General features: G+C 61.4%; 12 protein-coding genes and 2 tRNA genes. 8 read left to right on the top strand and 6 right to left on the bottom strand.

Annotation, left to right across the window (positions count from 1 at the left end):
- Positions 1–9 precede the first annotated feature (9 nt).
- The 3 genes from QSJ33_RS14600 to QSJ33_RS14590 form a co-directional block, all read right to left on the bottom strand.
- On the bottom strand, positions 10–582 hold the full coding sequence (locus QSJ33_RS14600) for an OmpH/Skp family outer membrane protein (protein ID WP_285727515.1): 573 nt from the start codon (positions 580–582) through the stop codon (positions 10–12).
- Positions 583–652: 70 nt separating this feature from the next.
- Positions 653–3226 carry an outer membrane protein assembly factor BamA gene (gene bamA, locus QSJ33_RS14595; RefSeq protein WP_285727513.1) on the bottom strand — a complete coding sequence of 858 codons (2574 nt, stop codon included), beginning with the start codon at positions 3224–3226 and terminating at the stop codon, positions 653–655.
- Entirely contained in the window at positions 3223–5697 is a 2475-nt protein-coding gene (locus QSJ33_RS14590) for an ATP-dependent Clp protease ATP-binding subunit (protein ID WP_285727511.1), read from the bottom strand. Before QSJ33_RS14590 ends, bamA begins: the two co-directional genes overlap by 4 nt.
- Before the next feature lie 153 nt (positions 5698–5850).
- On the opposite strand from QSJ33_RS14590, the gene QSJ33_RS14585 reads away from it, so the two are divergent.
- From QSJ33_RS14585 to QSJ33_RS14575, 3 genes are all read left to right on the top strand, one after another.
- Positions 5851–7167, top strand: coding sequence for an adenylosuccinate synthase (locus QSJ33_RS14585; protein ID WP_285727509.1), 1317 nt, complete (start codon positions 5851–5853; stop codon positions 7165–7167).
- An 84-nt stretch (positions 7168–7251) separates the two neighbouring features.
- Positions 7252–7327, top strand: a tRNA-Lys gene (locus tag QSJ33_RS14580).
- 12 nt (positions 7328–7339) lie between these two features.
- Positions 7340–7414, top strand: a tRNA-Glu gene (locus QSJ33_RS14575).
- A 258-nt stretch (positions 7415–7672) separates the two neighbouring features.
- Here the strand turns inward: QSJ33_RS14575 and QSJ33_RS14570 are convergent.
- Positions 7673–10030 (bottom strand): toprim domain-containing protein, encoded by a 2358-nt coding sequence (locus QSJ33_RS14570; protein ID WP_285727507.1) that lies wholly within the window; start codon positions 10028–10030, stop codon positions 7673–7675.
- Between the two features lie 134 nt (positions 10031–10164).
- Entirely contained in the window at positions 10165–10581 is a 417-nt protein-coding gene (locus QSJ33_RS14565) for a MerR family transcriptional regulator (RefSeq protein WP_285727505.1), read from the bottom strand.
- A 1033-nt stretch (positions 10582–11614) separates the two neighbouring features.
- Between QSJ33_RS14565 and QSJ33_RS14560 the strand changes: the two genes are divergently transcribed.
- Genes QSJ33_RS14560 through QSJ33_RS14540 form a run of 5 tightly spaced genes read left to right on the top strand, consistent with a single transcriptional unit; the run spans position 11615 to position 19935 of the window.
- Positions 11615–13603 carry a type I restriction-modification system subunit M gene (locus QSJ33_RS14560; protein WP_285727503.1) on the top strand — a complete coding sequence of 663 codons (1989 nt, stop codon included), beginning with the start codon at positions 11615–11617 and terminating at the stop codon, positions 13601–13603.
- Entirely contained in the window at positions 13600–14943 is a 1344-nt protein-coding gene (locus QSJ33_RS14555) for a restriction endonuclease subunit S (RefSeq protein ID WP_285727502.1), read from the top strand. Before QSJ33_RS14560 ends, QSJ33_RS14555 begins: the two co-directional genes overlap by 4 nt.
- The gene (locus QSJ33_RS14550; protein ID WP_285727500.1) at positions 14940–16259 is read left to right on the top strand and encodes an AAA family ATPase; all 1320 of its coding nucleotides are present in this window, start codon (positions 14940–14942) and stop codon (positions 16257–16259) included. The genes QSJ33_RS14555 and QSJ33_RS14550 overlap by 4 nt, the downstream gene beginning before the upstream one ends.
- Positions 16256–16906, top strand: a complete 651-nt coding sequence (locus tag QSJ33_RS14545) for a retron system putative HNH endonuclease (RefSeq protein WP_309564094.1) — start codon at positions 16256–16258, stop codon at positions 16904–16906. Before QSJ33_RS14550 ends, QSJ33_RS14545 begins: the two co-directional genes overlap by 4 nt.
- Positions 16903–19935, top strand: a complete 3033-nt coding sequence (locus tag QSJ33_RS14540) for a type I restriction endonuclease subunit R (RefSeq protein WP_285727497.1) — start codon at positions 16903–16905, stop codon at positions 19933–19935. Before QSJ33_RS14545 ends, QSJ33_RS14540 begins: the two co-directional genes overlap by 4 nt.
- A 42-nt stretch (positions 19936–19977) precedes the next feature.
- Here QSJ33_RS14540 and QSJ33_RS14535 read toward each other — a convergent pair whose 3' ends face one another.
- Positions 19978–20439: a hypothetical protein gene (locus QSJ33_RS14535; protein ID WP_285727495.1), complete on the bottom strand. Its 462-nt coding sequence runs from the start codon at positions 20437–20439 to the stop codon at positions 19978–19980.
- Positions 20440–20446: the final 7 nt, after the last annotated feature.

Genomic DNA, 20446 nt, shown 5'->3' with positions numbered 1-20446 from the left:
GCGCCGGTCCTACTTCTTCTTGGGGGTGGGCGCCGGCTTGGGGGCGGGCTTGGCGGCAGGGGCGTCCGGGGCGGCGTCCAGGCGCTTGGCGACCTCCTCCGTGAAGGTCTTCAGCCAGGTCTGGTCGGCCCAGGAGAGCACCTGCACGGCCTGGTCCGAGAAGATGAGCTGGAGGTGCTGCTCCTGGGCCAGCTGCTCGACGATGGGCTTGGCCATGAGGGTGATCTGGTCGCCCACCTTCTTCTCGACCTTCTGGTACTCCTGCTGGCTGTCCTCCTGCATCTTCTTGGCGTCGAACTCCAGGTCGCGGTACTTCTTCTGGAGTTCCTCGCGCTTGGCGGGATCGATGCTGGGGGAGTTGATCTGCTGCTGGAGGCTCTGCAGCTCGGCGCCCTTGGCCTGGAGCTTCTCCTGCAGGTTCTTGCCGGTGATCTCCAGCTCGGAGAACACGGCCGCGGCCTTCTTGGAGGAGCGGACCAGCTGGTTGATGCTGAAGAAGGCGAAGCGGGGGGCCGGGGACTCCTGCGCCGCGAGGGGCAGGCAGAGGGCGGCGGCCACGAGGGGGGCGATCAGACGGCGCATGGGATGACTCCAGGGGGAAAAGGCCATTCTAGCGCGGGGCGTTCCCCCCCGCAGCCCAGAAGCGGTCGGCTCAGAAGGTGGTCCCGATGGAGAACTGGAAATCGTTCCGGCCGTCGGTGTCGAAGGGATAGGGGTTCAGCTTGCGCGACCAGATCAGGCGCAGGGGCGCGGGGCTGATGGGCAGGAAGAACCGGAACTCCAGGCCCGCCGAGCGCAGCAGGGTCGGGTTGGTGTAGGTGAGGTAGTTGCCGGTGTAGATGTCCCGGTAGCTGATGTTCTCGTGGCTGAAGATCTTGGTGCCCGGCGCCCAGGCGTTGCCCATGTCGTAGAAGGCCACCAGCCGGAACTGCTCGGCGACCTTGAACTGGTACTCGAAGTTGGCCACGAACTGCTTGTTGCCGCCGACCACCACGGCGTAGCCGTTGTTGTCGAGCAGGATGGAGCCCACCTGTCCGTAGCGGTAGCCGCGGATGCTGTTCTCGCCGCCCGGGCGGTACATGTTGTAGATCGGGAGGTCTTCCACGCCCAGGTTCTGCAGGTAGCCGTAGCTGGCGTTCATGCCGAAGATGTGGCGGTCGGCGACATTGGCGAACTTGGCGAAGTCCCAGGTGGCCCGGAGGAACGGGCGGTCGCCCCCGAACTGCCAGCCGCCGTACTCCAGGCTGAACCCCAGGCGGGTGCCTGCCGTCGGCTTGAACTGGTGGTTGACGGTGCTGTAGGTCAGGCTCTGGCTGAAGGTCGAGGTCAGCTGGTTGCTGATGTCCCGGAAGTAGTAGTTGCGCCCGCCCTCGATGCGGATGAGGGAGAAGTTGTAGCCTGCCGAGTAGGTGGTGAAGAAGGCCCAGGGCCGGTCCGGTATCCAGTTGCTCAGGCGGGCGCCCACGGACACGCCCAGGCTCCGGGTGAACTGCTTGTAGGCGTTGGCGATGCCCACGCGGGAGGCGTCGTAGTCCGCGGTGCCGTTGGAGACCGAGGTGGAGAAGGAATACGGGAGGTCGAAGACGAAGGGCTCCGTGAACCCCACGGAGATGCTCTTGGCGAACTTTCCGCCGTTGTAGCTGACGGACAGGGTCTCGCCGCCGCCGCCCAGGTTCCGCGTCGAGAAGCTCACGCCCAGGGAGAATCCGAACAGGGAGCCGTAGCCGCCCTGGAAGAGCAGCTCGTTGACGCCGGCCTCCTCGCCGCGCACGACGATGTCCACCTGCGGCTTGTCCAGCACCAGGTCCACCTTGGGCTCGGAGGTCTTCACGTCGAAGAAGCTCAGCTGGCTGATGGACAGCAGGGAGTCCTTGAACATGTTGGTCCGGAAGGGATCGCCCTCCCGCATCAGCATGCTGCGGCGGAGCACCTTGTCCTTGGTGGTGGTGTTCCCCTCGAACTCGATGCGCCGCACCGTGTAGGGCTCGCCCTCGTCCAGCTTGAGGGTGGTGTCCACGAACTTCAGGCCCTTCTCCTCCCGGATGTCGAACTTCTTCTCGGCCCGGAAGAGGATGTAGGCCTGGTCGCTGTAGGCCTCCTTCAGCTTGTCCACGGTCTGGTTCACCGCGTCCAGGTCGAAGGGCACGGGCTTGGCGTCGGGCTTGGGGTCCTCGAGGCTCGGTTTGATGTTGAAGAACTTCCGGAGGAAGGACCTGTTGTCCCGCTTCACCTCGGCGTACTTCCCCCGGTAGAAGTCAGGCCGGAAGAGCTTGCCACCCTCCTCCTTGAAGGTGCCCTCGTAGTACTTCTCGCCCTCCATGATGGGGATGGTGAGCGTGGCCCGCAGGTCGTACTTCGGGGACTTGGCCTCCTTGAGGCGCTTCTCGTTCTTCTTTTTCTGCTTGGCGGTGGTGCGGTCCTCCACCTCGATGGTGGGCTTGCCCACGAAGACGTCCTTGTAGCCCATCTTCCAGTAGGCCTTCTTGATGTTGTCGAGGTCCTCGTCGAGGTTCTTGTCCACCAGCAGGTCGTGCGTCGTCATCCAGCTGAACATCCAGTGCTGGCGGGTCTTCTCCATCACGCTCCGGAGGTGCGAGCTGGTGAAGACCTTGTTCCCCCGGAACTTGATGGTGTAGATGCGGGCCTTGCCGCCTTCCTTGATGTCGAAGACCAGGCGGGCGACGCCGGGGCCCATGGGCTCCAGGGTCACGTCCACCACCGGGTTGCGGAAACCCTTCTCGCCCGCCATGTCCACGATCTGGTTCTTGATCTTCCGCGCCGCGTCGGGATCGTAGACCGTGTCGGGGTTGATGGTGAGCTTCTTCTCCTTGATCTTGTCCTTGATGGAGGTGATGCCGATCTCCGTGCCCCCGCGGTAGTCGATCTCCTTGATCAGGGGCCGTTCCTTGATGCGGATCACCAGCTTCTTGCCGCCGTCGGCATTCTCCAGCTCGAGCTTGATGTCGTCGAAGGAGCCGGTCTTCCATAGCTTTTCCAGGACCGCGGTGAAGTCCACGTCGCGGACATCCTCGCCCACCTTCAGGCCCGACTTGAAGATCACCGTCTCCGGGGTCTGCTTCTGGGCCCCCACGACTTCGATCTTGACGATCGGCTCCAGGTCCTGGGCCGCGAGGGGGAAGGCGCATCCCGCCACGAGAAGAAGGGGCAGCAGGCCCCTCCGCCACCGGGGCCGGACCCGGTTCCGGTCGCTGTTCAGCTGCGTCATTCAGGCACTCCGACCAGATGGGCTTCCTGGCCAGGGGCCACGGTTCCGGATTCAGACAGGGTGGGGACGAGGTGCCCGTCCACCAGATCGAAGTTCACCAGGCCGGAGGGCACGGTTTCCTGGCCCACCATCAGCTCGGCCAGGGGGTCCTCCACCAGCTTCTGGATGGCCCGCCGCAGCGGCCGGGCCCCGTAGGCGCGGTCGCGGAGGGTGGTCTTCACCAGGTGGTCGCAGGCGGCGTCCGTGAGGGTCACGGTGAGCTTGTGCTTCAGCAGGGTGACGTTCAGATCCTCCACCAGCAGGCGGACGATCTTGCGCAGCTCCTCGTCCCCCAGGCGGTTGAACACGACGATCTCGTCGATGCGGTTCAGGAACTCCGGGGGGAAGGTCCGCTTGAGGACCTTCATGGCGTCGCCGGCCTTGGCGTCGGGACGGCCGTCCTGCTCGACGAAGCCGAGGTTCTTCTCCGACAACAGCTCACGGCTGCCCACATTGGACGTCATGATGATGATGGTGTTCTTGAAGTCCACCAGGTTCCCGAAGGCGTCCGAAGCCTGACCGTCGTCAAAGATCTGCAGCAGGATGTTGATCAGGTCGGGATGGGCCTTCTCGATCTCGTCGAAGAGCAGGACGCAGTACGGGTTCCGGCGGATGCGGTCCGTGAGCATGCCCCCCTCCTCGTAGCCCACGTACCCCGGAGGGGCCCCGAGCAGCTTGGAGACTTCGTGCTTCTCCATGTACTCGGACATGTCGAAGCGGATCATCTTCTTGGGGTCGCCGAAGAGGAAGGCCGCCAGGGTCTTGGCCAGCTCGGTCTTGCCCACGCCCGTGGGGCCCAGGAAGAGGAAGGAGCCCATGGGCCGGTTGGGGTTCTTGAGGCCCGTCCGGGCGCGGCGGACGGCCCGGGCCACGGCGCTCACGGCCTCGGGCTGGCCGATGACGCGCTCGTTGAGGCGGCCCTCCATGTTCACGAGGTTCGCCTTCTCGTCCCCCTTGAGGGCGGTCACGGGGATCCCGGTCCAGCTGGCCACGACCTCCTCGATGTCCTGCTCGGTGACCTCGGGGAAGCGGGCATAGTCCTCGTCCGACAGCTCGGTGCGGTCCTTCTGGATCTCCTCGCGGAGCTGCAGCTCCTTCTGGCGCAGCAGGACGGCCTTCTCGAAATCCCGGCTCAGCACCGCCTCGTTCATCTCGTTGATGACGCGGTGCAGCTCCTCCTCTGCCTGCAGGGCCTCGCCGCCCCCGCCGCCGGGCCCCACGCGCAGCTTGACCCGGGCACCAGCCTCGTCCAGGAGGTCGATGGCCTTGTCCGGCAGGAAGCGGTCCGTGATGTAGCGGTTGGACAGGTAGACCGAGGCCTCCATGGTCTTGGCGGCGTAGCGCACCCGGTGGAACAGCTCGTAGCGGCTGCGGATGCCCTCCAGGATGCGGAGGCTCTCCGTCTCGTCCGGGGGGTTCACCGTGACGGGCTGGAAGCGGCGCACCAGGCTGCGGTCCTTGTCGATGTACTTGGCGTATTCCTTGTGCGTCGTCGCGCCGATGCACTGGATCTCGCCCCGGCTGAGGGCCGGCTTCAGGATGTTGGCGGCGTCCAGGCTGCCTTCGGCCGCGCCCGTGCCGATGAGGCTGTGGATCTCGTCGATGAAGAGCACGACGCTGGGATCCTTGCTGGCCTCGGCGATGATGGACTTCAGGCGCTCCTCGAACTGGCCGCGGTACTTGGTGCCCGCCACCACCAGGCTGAGGTCCAGGGCGTAGATGCGCTTGTCCTGCAGGCTGGGCGGCACCGCCCCCTCGTGGATCTTCTGGGCCAGGCCCTCCACGATGGCGGTCTTGCCCACCCCCGCCTCGCCCAGGAGGATGGGGTTGTTCTTCCGGCGCCGGCTGAGGATCTGGACGATCCGCTCGACCTCCTGCTCCCGGCCGATGAGGTTGTCGAAGATGCCCCGCTCGGCCATCTCGGAGAGGTTCCGGGCGAATTCGGAGAGGAGCGGGTGCTCCTTCTTCTTCTTGGCGATCTTCTCCTCCTTGGTGCTCTCCAGGAGGATCTCCTTGGCGGCGATCAGGTCGGCCCCGGCCTCCTTCAGCAGGCGGCCCGCCAGGCAGGTCTCCTCCTTCAGCATCCCCAGCAGCAGGTGCTCGGCCCCCACGTGCTTGTGGTTGAGCTTGGCGCTCTCGGCCGTGGCGTGCTGGAGGATGCGCTTGACCTCCTCCTCCATGGGGATGTCGATGCTGGTGCTGCTGGGGGTGATCTTCTTGTCCTTGGGCGTGAGGGCCGCCACGAGGCGCTCCCGCAAGGTGCTCACCTGGACGCCCATGCGCTCCAGCAGCTGGGTGCTGGTCTTCTCCGACTCCCGGAGGAGGCCCAGGAGCAGGTGGCCGCTCTGGATGCTCTCCGCCCCGAACTGGCTCGCCTCGTAGCGGGCGAAGAACATCACACGGCGGGCTTTTTCGGTGAACTTCTCGAACACGGGACACCCTTCCGGGTCATTAACGGCTCCGGAGCCGGGATGGTCCAGGCCGGTCCAACAGGGTAGCGCCATCCCGTCCCCGTGTCCCGTCCGGGTTTGAGCTGGGAATAAGCCGCCCGCGCCGGTATTCTGGAGGGCCGGGAGGACGCGAACATGAGCCAGGCGAGGACCAATCTGGCGATCCTGGGCCTCCAGTGGGGCGACGAGGGCAAGGGCAAGGTCGTGGACCTGCTCAGCCCCCGGTTCCGCCAGGTCGTCCGGTTCCAGGGCGGCAACAACGCCGGCCACACCGTGGTGGTGGACGGCCAGAGCATCGCCCTGCACCAGGTGCCCAGCGGCGCCCTCCACCCGGGCTGCTTCCTCGTGGTCGGCAACGGCGTGGTGCTGAACCTGGAGGTCTTCCAGCAGGAGCTGGACCGCCTCAAGGCCCGGGGCTTCGACCTCGCCGGCCGCCTGCTCCTGTCCGACAAGGCCCACCTCATCCTGCCCCACCACATCGCCCTGGACCTCTGGCGCGAGGCCCGCGCCGACAAGCTGGGCTCCAAGATCGGCACCACCGGCCGCGGCATCGGGCCCGCCTACGAGATGAAGGCCTCCCGCATGGGCATCCGCCTGGGCGACCTCCGCCACCCGGAGGTCCTGGCCGACCGCATCCGCCCCGGCTTCGAGGAAGTGCGCCTGCGTCTCGGCGACCGCGAAGGGCTCCCCACCCTCCAGGCCATCGTGGACGGCGCCCTGAAGACCGCCGAGCCCTTCCTGCCCTTCATCGGGGACGCCCAGGGCCACCTGCTGGCCGCCTGGGAACGGGGCGACAGCATCCTCTTCGAGGGCGCCCAGGCCACCCTGCTCGACATCGACCACGGCACCTACCCCTACGTCACCTCCAGCAGCTGCAGCCTGGGGGGCCTCTTCACGGGCACCGGGCTGCCGCCCAAGGCCCTGGACAAGGTGCTCGGCATCGCCAAGGCCTACACCACCCGCGTCGGCGCCGGCCCCTTCCCCGCCGAGCTGCTGGACGCCACCGGCGACCGCCTGCGGGAAGCCGGCCGGGAATTCGGCACCACCACCGGCCGCCCCCGCCGCTGCGGCTGGTTCGACGCCCCCATCACCGCCCATGCCTGCCGCACCAACGGCGTGGACGGCCTGGCCATCATGAAGCTGGACGTCCTCGACGGCCTGGACGAGGTGGGTCTCGTCGTGGGCTACCGCACCGGCGAGGGCGGCGTCACCACCCGCCTGCCCAGCTGCGCCGCCGAGTGGGCGGACCTCAAGCCCGAGGTCAAGCGCTTCAAGGGCTGGGCCAGCACCCGCGGCTTCACCGACCACCGGCAGCTTCCTCCCCAGGCCCAGGCCTACCTGGAGGCCCTGTCCGAGGCCGTGGAAGTCCCCATCGCCTACCTCAGCACCGGCCCCGACCGCACCGAAGGCTGCGTCTACCCCGGCACCTTCCTCGAGACCCTGCTGGGTTGACCGGCCTGCGGTTCACAGGCACACTGATCCTCCTGCCGTTTCAGGCAGCGCGCCCCCCGGCGCACCACCTGGAGCCACCGGCACGGGCCTATAGCTCAGTCGGTAGAGCAGCGGCCTTTTAAGCCGTTGGTCGCAGGTTCGAGTCCTGCTGGGCCCACCAGTTCCACCCCATGGGGCTATCGTCTAGGGGTCAGGACACCGCCCTTTCACGGCGGTAACACGGGTTCGAATCCCGTTAGCCCTACCAAAAGCCTCTTAGAGAAATCTAGGAGGCTCTTGTTTTTTATCGGCGTCCAAATTTCGACAGGGCCAACTTCTCCAAAATTTCCTGCAAAGCACGTCTCGACCCGTTCCGACACTAATCCACCCGCCCGGAGACGCGGATCTGCATCCGGGTACAGAGTTCGACCCCCCGAGGAACGCCAACGCTGGCGGCCCATCAGGGGGTCAAGGACTTGCCGGTAGGGCGTCGAGGAAAGCTCTGAAACCCCCGAATTCCCTGGATTCAGGAAGCCGCGGCGAATCGGTCCCTAGCCTCGACCGGGTGGAGAACCCAGGATGTCGAGCCATTGTGCCTTCCCGGGTGCCTGGCCAGGTAATACCCGTCCACCACGACCTTCTCGTGGCGCCGGAAGATCCAGCCCAGGCTCCGGCCGCAAAGCCCCTTGGGATTGGCGTGCAGGCCGTCCAAGGCCGCGCGAAGCTCGCTCGCCGCGCCCTCGCCCCGCTCGCACCATGCCAGCACCTGGTCGGCCGTGAAGGCGCGTGTGCTGAACTCGGACCGCAGGATCCCCAGGGACACGCGCCAATCTCCCCGCGTCAGGTCCGCGTGATCCGCAAGCACCATGCGCGTATCGCAATCCCATCCGGTGGCCCAGCAGACCGCATTGCGCACCAGATCCGACCAGGCCTCGAACGAGCCCCAGGTGGGAAGCCCAGGATCCGGGCACCCGGCCAGATGGTAGGCCCTGAGGATGGTCAAGGCCGCGGCGGCCAATTCCGCCTGGTGCTCCCTCACGTAGGCCCGGAGATTCGGGTGCTGGAAGCCGCTGCGATTCTCCGGATGCTCCACCATCGGCTCGAGGCGAATCCGGAGGCACCGCCTGGACACTTCGGGGGCCAGCGTCAGATTGTTCCCGGCCACCATCCACAGCGTCAGTTGCGGCACCTCGAGCATGGTGCTCAGTCCCAGCAGACGCCCCTGGTAGTCGGGATAGGCGGTCACCAGCCCATTCCATTCCCGGGATCCGAAGGGGTTCGGCACCTCATCCAGGAAGAACATCCGGTGCCCCTGCCTCAGGGTGGCCAGGAGAATCTTCTGGAGCTCCACCCCATCCTTCGGCGCCGATGCGAGGGCCACGGTCCGACCTTGAACGATAAGGGAAGCGACATCAGCCAGGAGGTTCTTCCCGGACGACGGCACGCTCGCATCCAGCGCCACGAACGGGATCGGCCCTGGGATGCCATACCGCGCGAACCCGGTCAGGATCAGGGCCAGCCAGGCCGCCCGGTACGCATCCGGGTGCGGCTCCGAAGCGAAGGGGAAGTCCGCCACCACCTCGAGCAGCCGCTCGGCAGCTCGCTGGGCTGCCCGGAGATCCGGGGCTTCCGGGACCTCGAGCTTCCCTCCCCGCTCGATCAGGTAGAGGCCGGAATCCTCGTCCAGCCCTTCCTCGGAGAGGATGGCCCCCGATCCGAGGAAGACGGGAGTCTCGACAAGGGCCCTGAGGGCTTCAATATCTGCCGTGGGAGCAGAAGCGAGCAGGACATGCGGCAGCCAGTCCGGGACCATGACATCGGCAACCTGGCCTTCCGCAGACAACCTCTGGAACTTGGCAACCCTGCTCAGGTGCTCGCGGAGCCAGTACTGCGAGGCCTCCACCACCATCGGGTTCCCAGATGGGATCCGGACCTTGCCTTGCTTCTCCCCGGTGCCGTGGACCACATGCACCAGACGGTCCCCCCGCCGGAACACTTCGCCTCGACCCGACACAGCCTTCCATGCCTGGGCCACGACCTCGTGCTCTGGGGGGCGAACCAGGATGGTCGGGCGGCCGTCGGGGTCCGCGTCCAACTTCCGCCGCTCCCACTCCTCTAGCCCGGCCTCCACCCCCGTGAGCAGCCCCTGCCATCGTGCCTCGGGATCCGCTTCCCGATAGTCCTTCGGCCAGCCCTGGTCCGAGGTCCCTACGCCCTGGAGCACGGCCGCCGGGAAGGCCTTGCGCAGTCTGGACATGGCCTGGATTCCGGCCCGGTCCCGGTCTCCGATGACCACGACCGGGACGCCCGGAAAGTAGGTCCGAAGGGCCGCCCGGATGAGGGAGGACGAGGTGTTCGCCGTGACCCCGGCGAACGTGAATTCCCTCGAATCCCGCTCGAAGGCGTCCCACCCGGCGGCCACGCAATCCCAGATGCCTTCAAAGACCACCACCGCTCGGGGGCTGGACTGGGGCTCCGTGAGATAGAGCCCCCGAGCACCGACCGTTCGGATCAAGCGCCCACCCTCCTGGTGGTGCGCTTCGCCCGGCCTGGGCGAGGACGGAGGGGCGAACATCCGGATCTCCAGGCCGCAGAGGCCCCGGTCGTCAAAGAGCGGCGCCATCAGCACCGGCCACCCTTCCCGCTCAGCCTGGTCCATCGCCTTCAGCTTGGGAAGATGCGACGCCACCTGTGGATCTGCGGACAAGGCCTGCGCCTCAGCCTTCCTCAGGCCGCGGATTCCGCAGTGGTCGTGAAGGAAGGGGGCGCCGAAGCGGCGCCCCTCCTCATCCACCCCCATGGCCACCCCTACGGCATAAAGGATCTCCCACGGGCGATGGGAGGCCGGAGCCAGTAGCTCGCCCGTATCCGCGAAGTACCGCACGGAAGCACAGGCCTTCCCTGCGCGGGCATGGGCCTCCGCGTGGGGGCAGAGGGCCGTGGGCCGGCCCTCCACCTCGAACTTCGGCTTGCCGCTGAAGATCACGTCCTCATGACCACAGATGGGACAGGGCGCCATCAGCAGGCCTCGTCGAGCGGCATCTCCTCAGAGATCAGGAGAACATCCTCGGCATTGGCGCGGGCGAGCCCACGGAGATAGGCCATCGCATCCTCGAAGGTCACAACGGTCCTCCCACCGATCTTGCGGGCGACCAGGCGACCCGATTTCCATTCGCGCCCAAAGGTGCGGAGGCTCATCCCGGTCAACCGACAAAACTCCTCGCGGGAGTAGGCCCGGAGGGGCCCAGCCGGCGTAGGAATGACCTCGGCGATCGGGACCAGATCGCCGACCCACCCCGGGCGGGGCTTCTGAATCGGTCGGCCGATGGTGTGGCTGTCGTCCGCGAGGAAGAGGTACAACCTCTTTCCGGGAGGGATCTTCCCGTCAGGAAGGAAGAGCCACAGGGTGGGACGCTCGTGCGGGGTGATGGCCATTATGGCCTCCAGATATGACGGCAATACCTCGGGGCTGGATAATCACCGTCGATCAAGTAAGCCTCCGGCTGGACCCCAATGGGCCCGCTTTGGCAGGAAATTGCCCCAATGCGATCCAGCGACGGAGGCGACCGTGAGATCACGTCCTGCCAGACAGCCTTCTAATCAGGTTCATGGCGAAACTATTGTCCAATACTCCTAATCACTTGATTGCACCTCTGTTCGCACCCAGCTACGGAACGATCAGCGGAACAGTGACACGGTAGGGCTTGGCCTGGCCCAAATCAAGCCAGCCAGGGACTCCTACCAACCCGTTTTCAACACTTACGTTTTTCTTGACATTTCGATCCATTTACATTAAGCTTGGGCCCGCACTCTGCCTAAGCAGGCGGGCCCAGTAAGCTTAAGAAATCATGCCTAAAAAATTTCAACACTTACGGGCACATAAAATAAATTAGCATCCTCTACCGTCTGCATAGGATGTAGCCCAGAAATGTCTGAGGTTTCCCCTGACCCACCATCTCTGGGAGGGCCTTTCCCAAGTTGCGTCGGGAACTACTCCTGCCCTGGTGTCATTCCCGATTCATTCAGACAACTCAGGTAAGAGAAAAGCTCTCTCCATATAAATCTGTTTCTACGATCAATCTATCGCAGAGATCCCTTGCCTGCCGCCCCACTTCCATCCTGAGGTAATTCTCTCATGCCAACCTCCCGCCGGGTCTGCGGAGTCCACCCTTTCCAGACATGACGGCCAGGCCGATCTCCAGCTCATGTCCTTTCCACCTCGAACTTCCCAATGCCAGCCAGCCCGAGAGAATAACAAACAAGGAATACATCCTCTGCCAACCAATAGGTGGAGCGAGCCACAGAGAGCCGTCAGGCAAACTGCCGCTCAGCTGGTTGAATGCTCTCTGGCCCAATCTTGAGGATTAGACCTCGCCAGCCTGAGCCGACATGCGTTCTATGAGTGACCTCACTCGCGTCAATCGAGGGTACCGTGAGATACCAATACCTAACAGGAGTGGCCTGAGCGATGCCTGATCACAACTACTTCTCGAACCTGATCTGGCAGATCGCTGACCTCCTGCGTGGGCCTTACCGGCCCCCACAGTACGAGCGAGTCATGCTTCCCATGACTGTGCTCCGTCGGTTCGACTGCGTGCTAGCACCTACCAAGACAAAGGTTTTGGCAGAGTACGAACGACGCAAGGGCGGAAAGCTCGAAGGCGACGCGCTAGACACCCACTTAAACAGCACCGCAAGCCAGCGCTTCCACAACCATTCACCGCTCGACTTTGAGAAGCTCAAGGGGGACCCGGATAACATCGAGAAGCACCTGGTCAGCTATATCAAGGGCTTCTCGAAGAATGTGCGTGACATCTTCGACTTTTTTGAGTTCGAGAATGAGATCGAGCGGATGCGCGAGGCAGGCATCCTCTACCTCGTAGTCTCCAAGTTCTGCGACGTGGATTTGCACCCGGGCACGGTGCCGAACGAGCAGATGGGGCTGATCTTCGAGCACCTCATCCGACGCTTTAACGAACTGGCTAACGAGACTGCGGGTGACCATTTCACGCCACGCGAGGTTATCAGGCTGATGGTGAGTATCCTGTTCATCCACGACGACAAGCTACTCGCCATGCCGGGCACCGTGCGCAAGCTACTCGACCCTGCATGCGGCACCGGCGGCATGCTGGCCGAGGCACAAAATTATCTTCGCGAGCATCATAGTGCGGCGAAGCTCTACGTCTACGGGCAGGATTACAACAAGCGCGCCTTTGCCACAGCTGCCTCAGACATGCTGATGAAGCAAGTGGACCATAACGGTGCTGGCAACAACGTACGCTTCGGAGACAGCTTCACCGAAGATAAGTTCGAAAATGAAACTTTCGACTACTTCCTTACCAATCCGCCCTTCGGCGTGGATTGGAAGAAGCAGCAAAGAGAGATTCAACAGGAGTGTAACAAGCGCGGATTCAACGGCCGCTTCGGCGCTGGGCTACCCCGTGTAAACGACGGCTCACTGCTCTTCCTGCAGCATATGATCGCTAAGTTCGAGCCACTACGCCCGGAGGAACAAAAGCACGGCTCACGTCTCGCCATCGTATTTAGCGGCTCACCGCTTTTCACGGGCGGCGCAGGCTCGGGGGAGAGCGAAATCCGAAAGTGGATCATCGAGAACGATTGGCTCGAGGCCGTCATCGCTCTACCCGAGCAAATGTTCTACAACACCGGCATAGGCACCTACGTTTGGATCGTAACTAACCGAAAAGAAAGGCGCCGCAAAGGTAAGGTTCAGCTCCTGGATTCGCGCGACGTATGGACCGCTGGTGGTAGCGAAGATAACAAGCGCAGCCTTGGCGACAAGCGTCGACACATCAACAACGATCAAATCGCAGAAATCGTTAAGCAATACGGTCGACAGGAGGATGACAAAACCTCCAAAATTTTCGACAACGCTGACTTCGGCTACACCCGTGTAACCGTTGAACGCCCCCTTCGCCTGCGTTACCAGATGACCCTAGATGACAAGGCCCGCTTCCTCGACGCTTGCCCGCATCTACTCGATGACGTGCAAGCCATCGACACGGCGCTGGGCCGTGAACCCCAGAGTGACTGGAACGTTGTGTGGGGCCGTATCGAGAACCTGCTACACAAGCGTAAATCAAATTGGAAAAAACAAGAAAAAATTCTCTTCCGAAGCGTTTTCGCGCAGAAGGACCCAGAGGCCGAACCGGTTTCTAAGGAGGGCCTGGACAACGGCTATGAGCCGGATGCCGATCTTCGTGACTTTGAGAACGTGCCACTCAAGGACGATATCCAAACATATTTTGAGCGTGAGGTGCGTCCACATGTACCTGACGCTTGGATGGACCGAACCAAGGACAAGATTGGTTACGAGATCAATTTCAATCGCCACTTTTACAATTACACGCCGCCGCGTCCTTTGGAGGAGATTGACGCCGAGCTGAAGCAGGCAGAGGAAGAGATTCTGCGGCTGCTGCGGGAGGTGACGGAGTGACCACAGCCGATCGCCAGCAAGGGACCCCGAGTACGCTTGATTGGCCGATGCCTACGCCCGTTCACTGGTCAGTGAATCGGATCAAATGGTCCGTCTCTGGATTAATTGGGGGAACGTGGGGCAACGAACCAAACGGGATAGACGATCTGATTTGTGTTCGTGTTGCCGACTTTGACCGGAACCGCTATACGGTAGTCGATGCACCACCGACACTTCGCGCAATCGAGGCAAAAGAGCGGGGCCGTCGTCTCCTCAGACCGGGTGATTTGCTGATCGAAAAATCGGGTGGTGGTGACAACCAACCAGTCGGATGTGTTGTTGAATTCAGCCACACCTTCGCTGCCGTTTGCTCTAATTTCATTGGACGCTTGCCTATCGCCACAGGAATGTGGCCGCGATACTGGACCTATGTTCATGCGACCTTGTATTCAGGTCACTTCAACGTACCAGCCATAAAGCAGACCACTGGAATTCAGAATCTCGATACCGAAGCGTACTTCAATTTAAGGGTCCCTTATCCACCTACCTGTGAACAACGTGCCATCGCCTCCTACCTCGACCGCGAGACGGCCCGGCTAGATGCGATGGTGGCGGCGAAGGAGCGGGTGCTCGGGCTGTTGGCCGAGAAGCGTCGAGGCCTTATCACCCGCGCTGTCACTCGCGGCCTCGACTCCCACGTTCCTCTAAGCGAATCCGGCCTCCCCTGGCTCGGTGAGATTCCGGCACATTGGAAATTGGTTCCACTACGCTTTCTCGTCGATATCTTCGGTGGTGCCACCCCAAACACGGGAAAGCCGGAACTCTGGGACGGCGACATTCCTTGGGTATCCCCCAAAGACATGAAAAAAGAGGAGATTACGGACACCGAGGATCACGTGTCACTCGAGGCGCTCAAGGGTAGTGCGCTTCGCTTAATCGACCCAATCGTAGTACTAATCGTCGTGCGCGGGATGATCCTCGTGCATAGTTTTCCGACGGCCACGACTACTCGGCAAGTCACAATTAACCAGGACATGAAGGCGTTGCGTTGTCGCCCGTCACTCGCTCCGCACTTTCTGCGCAACTTCTTCTGGGGCCTGGAATCCCACCTTGTGTCTCTCGTCGACTCCGCTGCACATGGCACACGGAAGATGGAAACGGAAGCTCTTGGGCGCCTCGAGGTGTGTGTTCCCCCAATCGAGGAGCAACTTGCCATCGTCAAATACATTGATGATAGCAATGCGCGGCTTGACCAACTCCGAGGGGCGACCGAACGTACGATAAATTTGCTCAAGGAACGCCGAGCTGCACTAATCGCCGCGGCCGTAACAGGCCAAATCAACCTGGAGGCCATGACGTGAGATTTACCTCGCTCAAACTGGCTAACCTGCGAGCGATCGAGACAGCCGAGTTTCGCTTCCAGCCTGGATTCAACCTCATCGTCGGTGTCAACGGTGTAGGCAAGAGTACGATTTTGGACGCCCTACGCATCTGTGCCTCGAGAATTTTACCTTCGATTACTGAGTCGCGCGCCAAGGCGATGACATTTACCGTCGATGATATTCGAACGGGCTTACCCTTCCTGGATGCCGAACTCTCCCTGGCCATCGGCCACGACGAATTTCGATTTACCCGGCGTCAGTGGCGCCAGAGCTTTGCCGCAGATGACACCGAGAATCTTGACCACCTTCGACGCGAGATCCTGAACTCCGAACGGCTGGCTGACAGAGCAAGAACGCTACTCCGTGAACTTGAGGGATCACACGGAGTATCGGACTCCGATGCATACGTGCCGTCTCTAGCCAATCTCAAAAAGGCCGCGAGATCGACAGCGATTGCCCCAAATTGCATCTATTATTCAACCAATCGTTCCGTGGCATCCAATGCGAGCACGTCGAATTCGAGGGCAGCAGGGGATAGATTGGCCGCCTACGCGGAGGCACTAGCTCCTCGACCGATGTACGTGGCGCAATTTGGGGCTTGGATGCGTGTCCAGAAAGTACTCGGCGGCGAACGTGTAGCAGCGATGCGACACCTTGAGGTTTTGCAATCCGCAATTACACGATTTCTGCCAAGTTACGCCAACCTTCGACCCGGGGAAGAGAGCGCATCGCCGCTCGTAATCAGCAAAGGCGGGATTACGCTTGACGTTTCCCAGCTATCAGATGGCGAGCGAGGTGTGCTGGCCTTGGTATTGGACCTCGCGCGGCGCTTGTCGCAGGCTAACCCATCGCTCGCAGATCCGCTGGCTGACGGGGATGCAGTGGTACTTATCGATGAGATCGACTTGCATCTGCACCCCAAATGGCAGAGGCAGATCGTTCGCAATTTGACTGCGACGTTTCCTCGCTGCCAATTTATCGCGACAACACATTCACCACAGGTCATTGGGGAGGTCGAGCATGGCCGGATACAGATAATCGCCGATGGTAAGGTTTACTCGCCAACTCACTCGTTTGGGGTGGATTCGAGCCGTGTGCTCGAAGAGATCATGGACACCAACCAGCGAGCGCACGAGATTGACGAGCTGCTCTCTCAGATCTCGAAGGCTATTGGAAATCAGCGGTATGGAAGTGCCCGAAATCTACTACTCCAACTTATCAGGAAGATCGGTGAGGATGATCCCGAGGTCACTCGGATCAGGACCCTCCTCGAATTCATGGAGGGCGAACAGTGAGGCGGATCGTCAAGGGTCCTGCACCGGTGAGCTTGACGGCGCATCGCCAAACACCGCACTGCGACTATGACAACTATGATGCGAAAGATGACCTTCGGAGAGCCCTAGTTACCGAACAACGTGGCCTCTGCTGCTATTGCATGGGCCGAGTCTACAACGAGTCGACTGCCATGAAGATCGAGCACTGGCGATGTCAATCCCGCCACCCGAGTGAGCAGCTAAACTACCGGAATCTGCTCAGTGCCTGTCTTGGTGGTGAGGGGCAACCATGGCATCTCCAGCACTGTGACACTCGGAAGGGTGACAGTGATCTCCAGTGGAATCCTGCAGAGGGGACGCACCACATCGAGACTCGCCTCCGATACGAATTGGATGGCTCGATCCGCTCGAATGAAGCCGTGTTTAATGATCAGCTTGACCAAGTATTGAACTTAAATCTCCAGTTTCTGAAGAACAATCGAAAGCGCATCCTCGATGCGGTGCTGGAATGGTGGAGGCGCGAGAAGGCGCAAATCGGGGGCCCTGTACCCCGAGATCGAGTTATGCAGCAACGTGACAAGTTCATTGCCGGTAATAACGAGATCACGCCCTACAGCCCTGTTGCCATGTGGTGGCTTGAGCAGAAGCTCGCAAGGATGCCGGTATGAACCATGGTCGTCATTCCGAGGGAGCCTTCGAGACGGTCATTGAATCCCATCTAATCCAGAATGGTTACTTGCCAATCGCACGTGATGGCTTTGACCGCGAGCGCGCGATTTTCCCCGAAACGGTGCTCGCCTTCATTCGCGAGACCCAGCCGAGGGAGTGGGGCAGGCTTGAGGCGCTGCACGGAGAGAAGACCGGAGAGCAGATTCTTAGCGATCTGTGCAAATGGATGGATCAGAACGGTGCACTCGCGACCCTTCGCCACGGCTTCAAGTGCTACGGGCGGACGCTCCACGCGGCGTTCTTTAAGGCCGCGCACGAGCTGAACCCGGAACTGGAAGCACGTTACGCCGCCAACCGACTAGGGTTGACCCGGCAACTTCATTATTCCCCGCGCTCCGAGAAGTCTCTCGATGTGACGCTGAGCCTGAATGGGATCCCTATCGTCACGGTGGAATTGAAGAATCCGCTCACAGGTCAGTGGGTCGAGGATGCACGCAATCAGTACAAGCAGGACCGCGACCCACGGGAACCGATCTTCGAGTTCAAGCGACGCACACTGGTGCACTTCGCCGCGGATACCGAGTCAGTGCTGATGACCACCCGCCTAGCGGGTGCGGCGACGCACTTCCTACCCTTTAATAAGGGTTGTTTCGGCGGCGCCGGCAATCCGCCCGATCCGGCTGGGCGAACCTACCGCACAGCCTACCTCTGGGAAGAGGTGCTGGAGAGAGATAGCCTGCTCGACCTGCTTGCTCGCTTCATCCATCTGCAAATCGACGAGAAGCGAGACGACCAAGGTCGCAAGGTCAAGACAGAGTCGATGATCTTTCCTCGGTACCACCAGCTTCAATCGGTACGCCTGCTGGTGGAGGCTGCGCGGGGTGAGGGTGTTGGGTGCAACTACCTCGTCGAGCACTCGGCGGGCAGCGGCAAAAGCAATACTATCGGCTGGCTGACTCACCGGCTCGCGTCCCTCCATAACGCCGCCAACCAACGCGTTTTTGACAGTGTCATCGTGGTGACTGACCGCGTGGTGCTCGACCAGCAGCTTCAAGACACGATCTACCAATTCGAGCACAAACGCGGTGTCGTACAGCGGATCGATGAGAGCTCAAGGCAGCTGGCTGAAGCGTTGGAGAACGCGGTGCCAGTGATCATCACGACACTGCAAAAGTTCCCATTCGTCTCACAGCAGTTGCTCAAGCTGGCCGAGGAGCGGGGCGAGAGCGGCACGGGTACGCTGGCCACCCGTCGTTGTGCCGTGATTATCGACGAAGCCCACAGCTCACAGGGCGGTGAGACGGCAACCGACCTTAAGGAAGTACTCGGCGGCGAAGTCCTTAGAACCGAAGCGAAGAAACGCGCGATCGAAGAAGGCCGCGAAAATATGGAGGAGCTCTTCCGCAGCATGGCCAAGCGCGGCCGTCAGTCGAACCTGAGCTTTTTCGCCTTTACAGCCACACCCAAGCACAAGACGTTTGCCGTGTTTGGCCGCGATGGGCAGCCCGCGCACCGTTACACAATGCGGCAAGCTATTGAGGAGCAGTTCATTCTCGACGTGCTTAAACACTACACGAGCTACGCGACCTACTACAAGCTACTTAAGGCCTGCGAGGGCGACCCCAACGTCGAACGCAAAAAGGCAGCCCAGGCATTAGCGCGCTTCATGAAGCTGCATCCGCATAACATCGCTCAAAAGACTGAGGTGATGGTCGAGCACTTCCAGGCCGTCACCCAGCACAAGATTGGTGGCCGTGCCAAAGCAATGGTAGTGACGGGCTCACGCTTGGAAGCGGTGCGCTACAAGCAGAGTTTTGATGAGTACATCCAGAAGAAGGGCTACGCCATAAAGTCGCTTGTGGCTTTTTCGGGAACGGTGCAAGACGATAAGCTCGCCGGAATCACCTACACCGAAGTAGTCATGAACCAAGGCATCTCTGAGAAAGAGTTGCCCGCGAAGTTCGCGTCCCAAGAATACCAAGTGTTGCTCGTTGCGGAGAAATACCAAACCGGGTTCGACCAGCCGCTGCTACACACGATGTTCGTGGATAAGCGACTTGCGGGCATCCAAGCCGTTCAGACGCTATCGCGCCTGAACAGGACTCATCCACTAAAGGAAGACACCTTCGTTCTCGACTTCGTAAATGACCGTGAGGAGATCCGTGAGGCCTTCAAGGTCTACTACGAAGGCGCAGAGATGGGCGAGCAAGCCGACCCTGCACGTATGTATGCGATCAAGGGCGAGCTTGACGCGTCGGGGATCTACCTTGATGAAGAGGTCGAGCGGTTCTGTCTCGTATACTTCAAGCCTAAACAGCGGCAAAGCGCGATGGATCACCAGGGTATGAATGCGGCCCTCGACCAAGCGGTGTCACGCTTCACCTTACGCCAATCGGACAATGAGGAAGAAGCGGAACTATTGCACGGCAAGCTACAAGCGTTTCTAAACATCTATAGCTTCCTAAGCCAAGTGATCCCGTACCAAGACTCCGACCTCGAACGGTTGTACGTGTTTCTCCGCCACCTTGTGGCTAAGCTGCCGCGCCGTAAAAGCGGCCCGGCCTATGAGTTCGACAACGATGTGCGGCTCGACTATTACCGCCTGCAGAAGATCAGCGAGGGATCAATCTCGCTGCAGGGCGGAGAAGCTCGGCGCCTCGAAGGACCGACGGAGATTGGCAGTGGCGTAATCCGACCACAGTCGGTGCCGCTATCCCAGCTTATTGATCTTGTGAACGAGCGCTTCGGGACCGACTTCAACCAGGCGGATCAGCTCTTCTTCGACCAGATTGTCGAAGCGGCGATGGCCGACGACGGCTTGCGTCAGGCGGCTGCTGTCAACCCGGGAGACAAGTTCGAACTCGTATTCAAAAGCCTGTTAGAAACTCTGTTCGTCGAGCGTCTAGATCAGAATGAAGAAATATTCGTGCGTTACATGAATGATCTGCCATTCCAGAAGATTGTGTCTACGTGGATGGCATCAGAGGCATTTCGGCGGCTACGCGAGGATTCAGCGGCCATAGATTAAGGCCAAGCCGCAGCCTCCAATACCCCACTTGAGTCCCCGACCTTAATCCCGCAACTCCAGTCGGTGAATGAGTTGTTCGCGTTGGAGGACCTCCAAATCCAGCGCCCCGAGGATCTCCTCCTCGGACAGAAGGTAGAACTCCAGCACGCCCCGGGCCTCACCGTAATCTGCATTCTCAGGTCCATCCAGGAGCGCTGCTCGAACCAAAGGCCAGTGGTCGTATCCATCTGTGCAAGGGAATACAACTCTCAGCGTGTCCGCCGGTGAAATGCCAACCGCCATGAGTGCTCGTCCCACGTCATCCCAGGACGCCTTCAAGGTTGTCAGGTGGAACACGATTTCGTCGTAGGGATAGCCCTCAGCTTTCATCTCATGGGCTTCCTCTACCCATGCGTTCCGCTGCCTCAGCAGCGTGGCAATTTCCTCGTCATTGAGGCCTTCTGCCAGGAGGTCCTGGACAATGACCGACCATCCCTGCCGGCAGGCCAAGCCCACTTCGATCATCCTGTCG

The sequence above is a fragment of the Geothrix rubra genome, assembly GCF_030268065.1.
GTDB classification, from domain to species: Bacteria; Acidobacteriota; Holophagae; order Holophagales; family Holophagaceae; genus Geothrix; species Geothrix rubra.
This window is presented reverse-complemented; position numbering and strand designations above follow the sequence as displayed.

Bases quoted from the DNA above. Each gene is read 5' to 3' on its own strand.
- bamA (WP_285727513.1), bottom strand. From the start codon at position 3,226: ATGACGCAGCTGAACAGCGACCGGAACCGGGTCCGGCCCCGGTGGCGG.
- QSJ33_RS14565 (WP_285727505.1), bottom strand. From the start codon at position 10,581: ATGGCCATCACCCCGCACGAGCGTCCCACCCTGTGGCTCTTCCTTCCT.
- QSJ33_RS14535 (WP_285727495.1), bottom strand. From the start codon at position 20,439: ATGATCGAAGTGGGCTTGGCCTGCCGGCAGGGATGGTCGGTCATTGTC.
- QSJ33_RS14560 (WP_285727503.1), top strand. From the start codon at position 11,615: ATGCCTGATCACAACTACTTCTCGAACCTGATCTGGCAGATCGCTGAC.
- QSJ33_RS14585 (WP_285727509.1), top strand. From the start codon at position 5,851: ATGAGCCAGGCGAGGACCAATCTGGCGATCCTGGGCCTCCAGTGGGGC.
- QSJ33_RS14540 (WP_285727497.1), top strand. From the start codon at position 16,903: ATGAACCATGGTCGTCATTCCGAGGGAGCCTTCGAGACGGTCATTGAA.
- QSJ33_RS14600 (WP_285727515.1), bottom strand. From the start codon at position 582: ATGCGCCGTCTGATCGCCCCCCTCGTGGCCGCCGCCCTCTGCCTGCCC.